Source organism: Teichococcus deserti, assembly GCF_001982615.1.
Classification (GTDB): Bacteria; Pseudomonadota; Alphaproteobacteria; order Acetobacterales; family Acetobacteraceae; genus Pseudoroseomonas; species Pseudoroseomonas deserti.
This window is the reverse complement of sequence record NZ_MLCO01000047.1, coordinates 1-10,152: the sequence shown is the minus strand read 5'-3', so window position 1 is coordinate 10,152 and position 10,152 is coordinate 1. Positions and strand designations below refer to the sequence as shown.

Here is a 10,152-nt window from a genome sequence, read left to right as displayed (position 1 = left end):
AAGTTGTGTCTGTGAGTATGTAGGTGGCAGTGTTGAGGTTGAGTCGTTTTGAGTGTTGCAGATCTATTCATAATGTGGGTATTCTTAGCACGGCGCGGAGCGCCACAGAAGGTGTAGGGGCGTAAGGGGGCCGGAGGGGTGAGATGGGTATAAGAGAGAGGGCGGGAGGGGGGGGGCGCGGGGGGGGGGGGGGGAGGAAGCGCCGGTCCGTGTAGTCTCTGTGCCATACAACCCGGAAAACGGCGCCGGGTTGCGAGAAGGCAGCATTTTTTTCTTGCCTGCGGCTTTGACGCCGCAATTCGCCGGGATTGCCCTGGCGGGAGATGCACGGCGAAATAGGCTGCGGGGGCGGCCCGCCTGGACCGGCCCCACAGCAAGCCATTCCGTCAGGCCGAGGCCAGCGCCCCGGCGCCCCGCCCTCAGGCGGCGGCGGCGCGGCCCTGCGGCAGGCCATTCGCGGCCTGGCGCGCGCGGGCCTCGAACTTCTCCTCGAAGACCCGCGGGATATCGCCGCGGTTCAGGCCGATATCGGCCAGCTCGCGATCGCTCAGCATCGACAGCTCGTCATAGATGCGGCGGCGGCGGGGGAATTCGATGACGGCGCGGAAGGCGGCGGTCGCGGCCTTGCGGATCCACTGGCCGATCGCCTCATCCCGGATCTGCATCGCCTCGAGGGCGACAGCCTGCGCCGAGCTCATGCTCACGGCGGCGGCGGGGATGGCGGAGTCGAACTCCGGCTTGGTGATACGGGCGTCCATTGTCTAGCGTTCCAACACTACGCGCCGGGGCAGTCCGTGGGACTGGCTCTTGCCGTCGACCACCCGCCCCTCTGCGGTGGCCATGGTGTAATCTGCGGGCGTATCAAACAGCAGCGCTCAGCTAGAAGCCTAGCCATGCGTTCGCCGCATCGGTACCTATGGAAACATGTTCTTAACGGGATGCTCATCCAAGTGACACACGCCGTTGCCCCGACCGAGACGCAACCCTTGGACGGCCGCCGCCTGCAGGCTCTGCGGCGCGAGCTGCTCCGCGCCGGCGTCGACGGCTTCCTGGTGCCGCGCGGCGACGAGTATCTTGGCGAATACGTTCCCCCGAGCGGCGAAAGGCTGGCCTGGATCAGCGGTTTTTCGGGCAGCGCGGGCCTGGCCATCGTCACCGCGAGCCAGGCGGTGTTGTTCACCGACGGCCGCTACACCACCCAGGCCCAGGCGCAGCTGGACGCGAAGTTCTGGCAGATCCGTCACCTGACCGAGGAGCCGCCGCAGGACTGGCTGGCCGAGCACGCCGCCGGGCTGCGCATCGGCTTCGATCCCTGGCTGCATCCGCAATCGGCGATCGACAAGCTGGGCACGGGGGCCACGCTGGTGCCGCTGGTGGCCAATCCGCTGGATGCCGCCTGGACCGACCGCCCGGCGCCGCCGCTGGCCGCCGCCGTGCCGCAGCCGGCCGAATTCGCCGGCCGCGACTCGGCGGAAAAGCGGGCCGAGGCCGCGGCCAGCCTGCGCGCCGCCGGCGAATCCGCCGCGGTGCTGGCCGATCCGCATTCCGTCGCCTGGCTGCTGAACATCCGCGGCGGCGACCTGGAGCACACGCCCCTGGCGCTGGGTTGCGCCCTGCTGCGCGACGACGCCTCGGTCGAGCTGTTCATGGCGCCGGAGAAGCTGGACGAGACAGTGCGCCGCCACCTGGGCAATGCCGTCGCCACCCATCCGCCGGCCGCGCTGGCCGGGCGCCTGGAGAAGCTGGCGGGCAAGCGGGTGCGGATCGATCCGGAGATCACCCCGGTCTGGTTCGCCGCCACCCTGACCGAAGCCGGCGCCCGGGTGCAGACTGGCGAGGATCCCTGCCGCCTGCCGCGCGCCTGCAAGAACCCGGTGGAGCAGGAGGGTTCGCGGAATGCGCATCGCCGTGACGCCCTGGGGCTGGCCCGCTTCCTGGCCTGGTTCGACGCTGAGGCGGTGGGAAAGACCGAAATGCAGGCGGCCGAGGTTCTTCTCGGTTTCCGCCGTGCCCTGCCGCTGTTCCGCGCCGAAAGCTTCCCGGCGATTTCCGGCGCCGGCGAGAATGGCGCGATCATCCACTACCGCGCCACCGAGGCAACCGACCGGCGGATCAAGGCCAATGAGTGCTTCCTGATCGACAGCGGCGGGCAGTTCACCGACGGCACCACTGACGTCACCCGCACGCTGTGGACCGGCCCTGGCCCGGCGCCCGAGGCGCTGCGGCAACGCTATACCCGGGTGCTGCAGGGACATATCTCGCTGGCAGTCCTGCGTTTCCCGCATGGCATTGCGGGAAACCATATCGATGCCGTGGCGCGGGCGCCGCTGTGGCAGGCGGGGCTGGACTATGACCACGGGACTGGCCACGGCATTGGCAGCTTTCTGTCCGTCCATGAAGGGCCGGTCAGCATCAGCCGGGCGGCGAAGCCCATCGCCATCCAGCCGGGCATGATCCTGTCGGACGAGCCGGGCTACTACCTGCCCGGCGCCTATGGCATCCGGATCGAGAATCTCCTTCTGGTGCAGGAGGCCGCGCCGCAGCCCGACCAGAAGAAACGGTTCCTGGCCTTCGAGACGCTGACCCTGGCGCCCTATGACCGCCGTCTGATCGATCGTTCCCTGCTGTCGCCGGCGGAGATCCGCTGGATCGACGCCTATCACGCCCGCGTCCTGGCCGAGGTGGGGCCGGGGCTGGAGCCCGAACCTGCCGCCTGGCTGCGCGCCGCCTGCGCGCCGCTGCAGGGCTAGGCGCCGTGGCGGCGGCGCTGCGCGGCCAGCGGGTGCTGCTGGCCTATGGGCTGCTGGGCGAGGGCATGGTGCGGCTCGGCTTCGACTACATGGCCGGGCAGCTGCGCTGGCTGCAGGCGGCCGGCGCCGCGGCCAGCGTCGTGGCCCTGCCCACCACCGCCCGCATCGCCGACAACGCCGCGCGGATCGCCGCCGCGCTGCAGGCGGAGGAGCGGCCGGCGCTGCTGGTGGCGCACAGCAAGGGCGGGCTGGAATCGCTGGCCGCCCTCCTGGACCCGGCCGCCGCGCGCCATTGCCGCGGGCTGCTGACGCTGCAGTCGCCCTTCTACGGCTCGCCGGTGGCGGATGCGGTGCTGGCGCGGCCCTGGCTGCAGCGCGGCCTGGCGACGCTGGTGCAGCTGGCGGGCCTCGGCGCCGGGGAGGGGCTGGAAGACCTCTCCACCGCGGCCCGGCACCGCTGGATGCAGGAGAATGCCGCGGCGGTGGCGGCGCTGACCGCGAATCTGCCGGTGCTCTGCATCGGCTCGGCGGTGGGGGAGGAGGCGGTGGGGCCCGACCGCCGCTACCTGGCGCTGGCCCGCTGGATGGAGGGCGAAGGCCAGGGCCCGAATGACGGGCTGGTCTCGGTGGCCTCGGCGCTGCTGCCCGGCGCCCGGCACCGGGTGGTGCGCGCCGGGCATCGCGGCCTGGTCTCGGCCGGGCGCGGCCGCGACCCCATCGGCGTGCTGGAGTGGGGCCTGACGGCGCTGCTCAGCCCGGCGCTTCGTCCTGAGGCTCTTCCGGGGCCGCTTCCGGCATAGGCGACAGCCCGGCCATGGCGCGCCATTCGGCTTCGGTCAGCGTGGTGACGCCGAGCTCCGCCGCCTTCTTCGCCTTCGATCCCGCATCGGCGCCGACAATGACAAAGTCGGTCTTCTTCGAGACGCTCTTGGTCACCTTGGCGCCGAGCCGCTCGGCCACCGCCTCGGCCTCGTCGCGCGAGGTGGCGGCCAGCGTCCCGGTGAAGACCAGCACCTTGCCGGCGAAGGGGCTGTCGCTGGCGGAGAAGTCCTCGGCATCCTCGGGCGTCACCTGCTGCGCCAGGTCGTCAAGCGCCTCGCGGTTGTGCTTTTCCGCGAAGAAATCGGCGAGCTCGGTGGCGATGGCCGGGCCGATGCCCTGGATCGAGCCGAGCTCCTCCCGCGCCTCGGAGCCAACCACCGTGGCCGCCAGCATCTTCTCCCGCCACTGCGCCAGCGAGTGGTAGTGGCGGGCCAGCAGCTTGGCGTTCTGCTCGCCGATGCGGCGGATGCCGAGGGCGAAGATGAAGCGCTCCAGCGGCACTTTCCTGCGGGTGTCGATGGCGGCGAGCAGGTTGGTGACCTTCTTGCTCGCGGCCCCCTTGGCCGATCTGCCCCAGCCTTCCCAGCCGCGCATCTGCTCGGCATGCTGCTCGAGCTTGAAGATGTCGGCAGGGCTCTTCACGAGGCCTGCCTCGTGCAGCGTGATGATGTTCTCCTCGCCCAGCCCTTCGATATCCATGGCGTTGCGGGCGACGAAGTGCTTCAGCCGCTCGACCGTCTGGGCCGGGCAGATCAGCCCGCCGGTGCAGCGGCGCACCACCTCGCCCTCCGGCCGCACGGCATGGCTGCCGCAGGCCGGGCAGGTGTCGGGGAAGACGAAGGGCGTGCTGCCGGCCGGCCGCTTCTCCAGCACCACGCTGACGATCTGCGGGATGACGTCGCCGGCGCGCTGCAGCACCACGGTGTCGCCGATGCGCGCATCCTTGCGGGCGATCTCGTCCTCGTTGTGCAGCGTCGCGTGCTGCACCATGACGCCGCCGACATTGACCGGCTGCATCACCGCGCGCGGCGTCAGCGCGCCGGTGCGGCCGACCTGGATCTGGATGTCCAGCAGGGTGGTGGTGGCCTGCTCGGCCGGGAACTTCCAGGCGATGGCCCAGCGCGGCGCGCGGCCGACGAAGCCCAGCCGGCCCTGCCAGTCCAGCCGGTCCAGCTTGTAGACGACGCCATCGATGTCATAGGGCAGGCCCGCGCGCTTTTCCCCCAGTTCCGCCTGGAAGGTTTCTGCCGCCGTCTCGTCGTCGAGCAGCCGCGACAGCGGATTGACCGAGAAACCCCATTCCTTGAGCCGCGCCAGATAGCCGGAATGGGTGTCGGCGACGGGCTCGCTGGATTCGCCCTGGGCATAGACGAACAGCTGCAGCGGCCGGCTGCGGGTGATCTCCGGGTTCAGCTGCCGCAGCGAGCCGGCGGCGGCGTTGCGCGGATTGACCGGGATGCGGATCGCCTCGCCGACCTTCTCGCCACGCTCGCGACGCTGCTCGCGTTCCTCATGCAGCCGGGTCTGTTCGGCATGGAAGGACAGGAAATCGGCCTTCGACATGAAGACCTCGCCGCGGATCTCGATGCGGTCTGGAGCGTTGCCGCTCAGCTTCCGCGGCAGGATCTTCGAGGCGAAGGTTTCCAGGTTCCTGGTGATGTCCTCGCCGACGGTGCCGTCGCCGCGGGTGGCGCCGCGGGTGAAGACGCCCTTCTCGTAGAGCAGGTTGACCGACAGCCCGTCGATCTTCGGCTCGGCCGCGAAGGCGAGCACTTCCTCGGCCGGCAGCTTGAGGAACCGCCGGACGCTTTTGGCAAACTCCAGGAAATCGTCGGCGGAGAAGGCATTGTCCAGGCTCAGCATGGGCGTGCCATGGCGGGCCTTGGCGAAGCCGGCGGCGGGCTCGGCGCCGGGGGCGGCCTCGCTCGGGCTGTCGGCGCGCTTCAGCGCCGGGAAGCGCGCCTCGATCGCCGCGTTGCGCCGGCGCAGCGCGTCGTATTCGGCATCCGCCATCACCGGCTGGTCCTGCTGGTGATAGGCGATGTCGGCGGTGGCGATCAGCTCGGCCAGGCGGGCCAGCTCGGCGGCCGCCTCGGCCTCGGTGATCTGGTCCAGGGGCAGGCTGTCGATGGGGCGCGCGGCGGTCATGCTGCCTCCCCTAACGCAGCGGCCGGCCGGCTGGAAGCAGCCGGGCGACGCGGGCAAGAATTGCATAAAATGGCGCTGGTCACAGGCGGAATGTTGTGCTTCCTCCGCCGTCTACGCAAGATCCAGACCACGGAAACGTCCCATGCGCCGTCGCGCCCTGTTCCGCCAAGCCGGCTTCGCCGGCGCCGCCACCGCCGCCTCGGCGACCCTGGCCATGCCGGCCATCGCCCAGTCCAGCCCGGCGCTGCGCTGGCGCATGACCTCCTCCTATCCGAAGTCGCTGGAGACCATCTACGGCACCGGCGAGGTCTTCGCCCGCATCGTCGCCGAGCTGACCGACAACCAGTTCCAGATCCGCGTCTTCGGCGCCGGCGAGATCACGCCGCCGCTGCAGGCGCTGGACGCGGTGCAGGCCGGCACCATCGAATGCGCCCATACCACCAGCTTCTTCTACACCGGCAAGAACGAAGCCTTCGCCATCGCGACCGGGCTGCCCTTCGGGCTGAACACCCGGCAGCAGGAGGCCTGGCTGTACCAGGGCGGCGGCGTCGAGCTGCTGAACGCCTTCTTCGCCAAGTTCAACGTCTTCGGCCTGCCGCTGGGCTCGACGGGGGCGCAGATGGGCGGCTGGTTCCGGAAAGAGGTGCCGACGGCGGCCGACCTCAAGGGGCTGAAGATGCGCATCGGCGGCCTGGCCGGCCAGGTGCTGGAGCGCCAGGGCGGCGTGCCGCAGCAGCTGGCGGGCGGCGACATCTATCCGGCGCTGGAGCGCGGCACGATCGACGCCGTCGAATGGCTGGGCCCGGTCGATGACGAGAAGCTCGGCTTCGTCCGCGTCGCCCCCTTCTACTACTATCCTGCTTGGTGGGAGGGCTCGGCCAACACCCAGTTCTTCTGCAACCTCGAGCAGTACAACAACCTGCCGAAGCACTACCAGGCGGTGATCCGCTCGGCCTGCTCGGAGGCGACCAAGTGGATGGTGGCGCGCTACGACACCAACCACCCGGCGGCGCTGCGCCGGCTGGTGGCGCAGGGCGCCAAGCTGCGCGGCTTCTCGCGCGACATGCTGGACAGCTGCGCCCGCACCTGGGAGACGCTGGAGGCCGAGATCGTCGCCCGCAACCCGGATTTCGCCGCCATCCATGCCAGCTGGTCGAAAGGCCGCGACGACATGCGGCTGTGGCACCGGATTTCCGAACTGACCTTCGACAACTACGTGGCGCAGCTCTCGGCGCGCCGGTAATTTTCGAGCTTGGTCGGGGAGGGCAACCTCCCCGGTTCAGGAGCCGCGGACGGCGATGACCGCTACGGTGATGATCGCCATGCCCACCAGCACGATGACCGCCAGGACCTGATTGCTGTCCTGCGTCGTCGTCGCGCAACTGCCGCACATCAGCAGGTAGCCGTTCTTGCGGCGGCCGTTATGGCCCTTGAAGACCTTCTGGCGGGTGAGTTGCCCGTCCGGCACCGAGGCCCTGCAATTCGAGCAGCGCGCCATGTCAGTGGCAGTGGCGGCGACCGGTGGCGCGTTCCTTATGGCAGCCGTTGCGATCGGTCCGGCCGCCATGCGCCTCGGCGCGTCCAGCCTGGCTGAACGCCGCCACGACGCCCGCGATGGCCAACGTCAGGACGCGGCGGCCGACAGGCTTCGGCAGTAGCGTGGACCGCTTCACCGCAGCAGCGAATCCGCGGCCGCCCGCGCCGCCTCAGTCACCGTCTCGCCGGCCAGCATGCGGGCCAGCTCCTCGCGGCGGGCGGCGGGGTCCAGCGCCTCGACCCGGGTCTCGGCGCGGTCGCCGCGGACACCCTTGGCCACCCGCCAGTGCTGCGCGCCGCGGGCGGCGACCTGGGGGGAGTGGGTGACCACCAGCACCTGCAGCCGCTCGGCGACGCGGGCCAGCCGCTCGCCAACGGCGGCGGCGGTGGCGCCGCCGATGCCGCTGTCGACCTCGTCGAAGACCAGGGTCGGCACCGGCGAGCCGCGGGCCAGCACCACCTTCAGCGCCAGCATCAGCCGCGACAGCTCGCCGCCCGAGGCGATCTTTTCCAGCTGCCCCGGCTTCTGGCCCGGATTGGTGGAGACAAGAAAAGTGACCCGGTCCTGGCCATCGGCCGCCCAGGCGCGCTCGTCGCGCGGCTCGAGCGCGATGTGCAGCCGGGCGCGCTCCAGCTTCAGCGGGGCAAGCTCGCCAGCCACCGCCTTCTCCAGCTTGCGCGCGGCCGTGGTGCGGGCCTCGGTCAGCGCCGAGGCCTCCCGCACATAGCCAGCGCGCGCGGCGGCGGCGGCGGATTCGAGGGCCGCGGCGCGCTCGGCGCCGGCATCCAGCGCGGCGAGGCGGGCGGAGAGGTCCTGCAGCAGCCCCGGCAGCTCGACCACGGCGACGGCATGCTTGCGCGAGGCGGCGCGGAGAGCAAACAGCCGCTCCTCCACCACCTCCAGCCGGCGCGGATCGGGGCCGAGCTCGCTGGTCAGCCGCTCCAGCAGGCCTTCCGCCTCGGCCAGCGCGTCCTGCGCCGCGCCCAGCGCCGCCAGGATCGGGGTGGCTTCCTCGTTGGGGGCGGGCAGGCGCTCCAGCGCGCGGGCGGCGGCGCGCAGCGCGGCGGCGGGGCCGGTGCTGCCGCGGCGGTCACGCGGCTGCAGCTCCGCCAGGGAGGCGGCCACCGCCTCGGCCCGGCGCTCGCCCTGCTGCATGGTCTGGCGCTCGGCGGCCAGGGCATCCTCCTCGCCCTCGACCGGGGCGAGAAGAGAAAGCTCCTCGACGGCGTGGCGCAGCCATTCCTCGTCGCGCTGGGCCTGGGCAATGGCCTCCTGCGCCTCGCGCAGGGCGCGGTCGGCGGCGCGCCAGCCGCGAAACGCTTCCGCCACCTTGCCGCGGCGCGACTCCAGACCGCCGAAGGCGTCCAGGAGGCTGGCATGGGTGGAGGGGTCGGCCAGGCCGACCTGGTCGTGCTGGCCCTGCACCTCGACCAGCAGCGCGCCCAGACGCTTCAGCAGGGTGACGCCGACCGGCTCGTCATTGGCGAAGGCGCGGGAGCGGCCATCGGCCTGGACGACGCGGCGCAGCACCAGCTCGTCCTCGGCGCCGATGCCCTGCTCGGTCAGCAGCAGCCGGGCGGGATGCTCGGGCGGCAGGTGGAAGCAGGCGGCCACCGAGGCCTGGGCCTGGCCGTTGCGGACCATCCCCGCCTCGGCGCGCTGGCCGAGCGCCAGGCCCAGGCTGTCGAGCAGGATCGACTTGCCGGCGCCGGTCTCGCCTGTCAGCACGGTGAGGCCGGCGCCCAGCGAGAGGTCCAGCCGCTCGATCAGGACGACGTCGCGGATGGCGAGCGAGGTCAGCATGGCGGCCGGATGTCAGCGCGGGGCCAGGTGGCGGCTCAGAACACCGAGTTCCAGGCGCGGGACAGGAAGCCGGGGCGCTCGCCCTGGGTGGCGGGCAGCGAGCCGTCGACCAGCAGCGCGTAGGAATCCTGGTACCAGCTGCTGCCCGGATAGTTGTGGCCGAGCACGCTGGCGGTGCGGCGTGCCTCCTCGGTCAGGCCGAGCGCCAGGTAGATCTCGGTCAGGCGGTGCAGCGCCTCGGGCACGTGGTTGGTGGTCTGGTAGTCGTCGACCACGCGGCGGAAGCGGCCGATGGCGGCGGAATAGAGGCCGCGGGCCTGGTAGAAGCGGCCGATATTCATCTCGCGGCCGGCCAGGTGGTCGCGCGCCAGGTCCATCTTCAGCCGGGCGTCGCGGGCATAGGCGCTGTCGGGGAAGCGGTTGACCACGTCCTGCAGCTGGGCCAGCGCCGTCTCGGTGCCGCGCTGGTCACGCTCGGCGTCGACGATCTGCTCGTAGTAGCTGAGCGCGCGGAGATAGTAGGCATAGGCGATGTCGCGATGCGCCGGGTGCAGCTGGATGAAGCGGTCCAGCCCGCCGATGGCCTCGGTGTAGCGGTTGCGCATGTAGTCGGAATAGGCGGACATCAGCTTCGCGCTGGTGGCCCAGGTGGAGTAGGGGTGTTCCCGCTCCACCGCGTCGAACATCTCGCCGGCCTGCTGGTAGCGTTCCTGTCGCAGGGCATCGATGCCCGCGGCATAGATCGCCTCCGGCGACTGGTTGGCCGCGGCGGCGGCCGAGCTGGGACGCAGCGAAGCGTCCTTGCCGTCCCATTGGCTGCAGGCGCCGGCCAGGAGCGGCGCGGCGAGCAGCAGGGACAGGCGGAGGGTCCGGTTCAGACGGGTGCGCATTGCGCTGGCTCTATACCACGCGGCAGGGGCAGGGCGGCAAGGGGGCGGCCTCACCTTAGCGTTCACCACATGTGTCTGGTGCAGCCAGCGCCGCCGCTGCGCCTCCCCGTTCGCGCCCATCGAGGCGCGAAAACCAGAAAAAAAACCGGCGCGGGGGGTGCCGCGCCGGTTTCGGGGGTGCCGGCCCCTCCCCGGGCCGGCA

General features: G+C 71.1%; 9 protein-coding genes. 3 read left to right on the top strand and 6 right to left on the bottom strand.

The window, feature by feature from the left end; all coding sequences use genetic code 11:
• Positions 1-419: 419 nt before the first annotated feature.
• On the bottom strand, positions 420-758 hold the full coding sequence (locus BKE38_RS06465; RefSeq protein ID WP_076956543.1) for a DUF1127 domain-containing protein: 339 nt from the start codon (positions 756-758) through the stop codon (positions 420-422).
• Positions 759-938: 180 nt separating this feature from the next.
• Here BKE38_RS06465 and BKE38_RS06460 point away from each other — a divergent pair, with 180 nt between their 5' ends.
• The gene (locus BKE38_RS06460) at positions 939-2,750 is read left to right on the top strand and encodes an aminopeptidase P family protein (protein ID WP_076956542.1); all 1,812 of its coding nucleotides are present in this window, start codon (positions 939-941) and stop codon (positions 2,748-2,750) included.
• 5 nt (positions 2,751-2,755) lie between these two features.
• Complete coding sequence (locus tag BKE38_RS06455) at positions 2,756-3,550, top strand: hypothetical protein (RefSeq protein ID WP_076956541.1); 795 nt, start codon at positions 2,756-2,758, stop codon at positions 3,548-3,550.
• Here BKE38_RS06455 and ligA read toward each other — a convergent pair.
• Positions 3,501-5,720, bottom strand: a complete 2,220-nt coding sequence (ligA, locus tag BKE38_RS06450) for an NAD-dependent DNA ligase LigA (protein ID WP_076956540.1) — start codon at positions 5,718-5,720, stop codon at positions 3,501-3,503. The genes BKE38_RS06455 and ligA overlap by 50 nt on opposite strands.
• Positions 5,721-5,862: 142 nt before the next feature.
• Here ligA and BKE38_RS06445 point away from each other — a divergent pair, with 142 nt between their 5' ends.
• Positions 5,863-6,963: a TRAP transporter substrate-binding protein gene (locus tag BKE38_RS06445; RefSeq protein WP_076956539.1), complete on the top strand. Its 1,101-nt coding sequence runs from the start codon at positions 5,863-5,865 to the stop codon at positions 6,961-6,963.
• Positions 6,964-6,999: 36 nt separating this feature from the next.
• Here BKE38_RS06445 and BKE38_RS06440 read toward each other — a convergent pair whose 3' ends face one another.
• Genes BKE38_RS06440 through BKE38_RS06430 form a run of 4 tightly spaced genes read right to left on the bottom strand, consistent with a single transcriptional unit; the run spans position 7,000 to position 9,950 of the window.
• Positions 7,000-7,287: a hypothetical protein gene (locus BKE38_RS06440; protein ID WP_165694127.1), complete on the bottom strand. Its 288-nt coding sequence runs from the start codon at positions 7,285-7,287 to the stop codon at positions 7,000-7,002.
• Positions 7,220-7,393 carry a YHYH domain-containing protein gene (locus tag BKE38_RS33790; protein WP_367595401.1) on the bottom strand — a complete coding sequence of 58 codons (174 nt, stop codon included), beginning with the start codon at positions 7,391-7,393 and terminating at the stop codon, positions 7,220-7,222. Before BKE38_RS33790 ends, BKE38_RS06440 begins: the two co-directional genes overlap by 68 nt.
• Positions 7,390-9,060 carry a DNA repair protein RecN gene (gene recN / locus BKE38_RS06435; RefSeq protein WP_076956537.1) on the bottom strand — a complete coding sequence of 557 codons (1,671 nt, stop codon included), beginning with the start codon at positions 9,058-9,060 and terminating at the stop codon, positions 7,390-7,392. Before recN ends, BKE38_RS33790 begins: the two co-directional genes overlap by 4 nt.
• Before the next feature lie 35 nt (positions 9,061-9,095).
• A complete protein-coding gene (locus BKE38_RS06430) occupies positions 9,096-9,950 on the bottom strand; it encodes an outer membrane protein assembly factor BamD (RefSeq protein WP_076956536.1) in 855 nt (284 codons plus the stop codon).
• Positions 9,951-10,152 lie beyond the last annotated feature (202 nt).

Coding starts and splice junctions, on each gene's coding strand:
- BKE38_RS06465 (WP_076956543.1), bottom strand. CDS start 758: ATGGACGCCCGTATCACCAAGCCGGAGTTCGACTCCGCCATCCCCGCC.
- BKE38_RS06460 (WP_076956542.1), top strand. CDS start 939: ATGCTCATCCAAGTGACACACGCCGTTGCCCCGACCGAGACGCAACCC.
- ligA (WP_076956540.1), bottom strand. CDS start 5,720: ATGACCGCCGCGCGCCCCATCGACAGCCTGCCCCTGGACCAGATCACC.
- BKE38_RS06445 (WP_076956539.1), top strand. CDS start 5,863: ATGCGCCGTCGCGCCCTGTTCCGCCAAGCCGGCTTCGCCGGCGCCGCC.
- BKE38_RS06440 (WP_165694127.1), bottom strand. CDS start 7,287: ATGGCGGCCGGACCGATCGCAACGGCTGCCATAAGGAACGCGCCACCG.
- recN (WP_076956537.1), bottom strand. CDS start 9,060: ATGCTGACCTCGCTCGCCATCCGCGACGTCGTCCTGATCGAGCGGCTG.
- BKE38_RS06430 (WP_076956536.1), bottom strand. CDS start 9,950: ATGCGCACCCGTCTGAACCGGACCCTCCGCCTGTCCCTGCTGCTCGCC.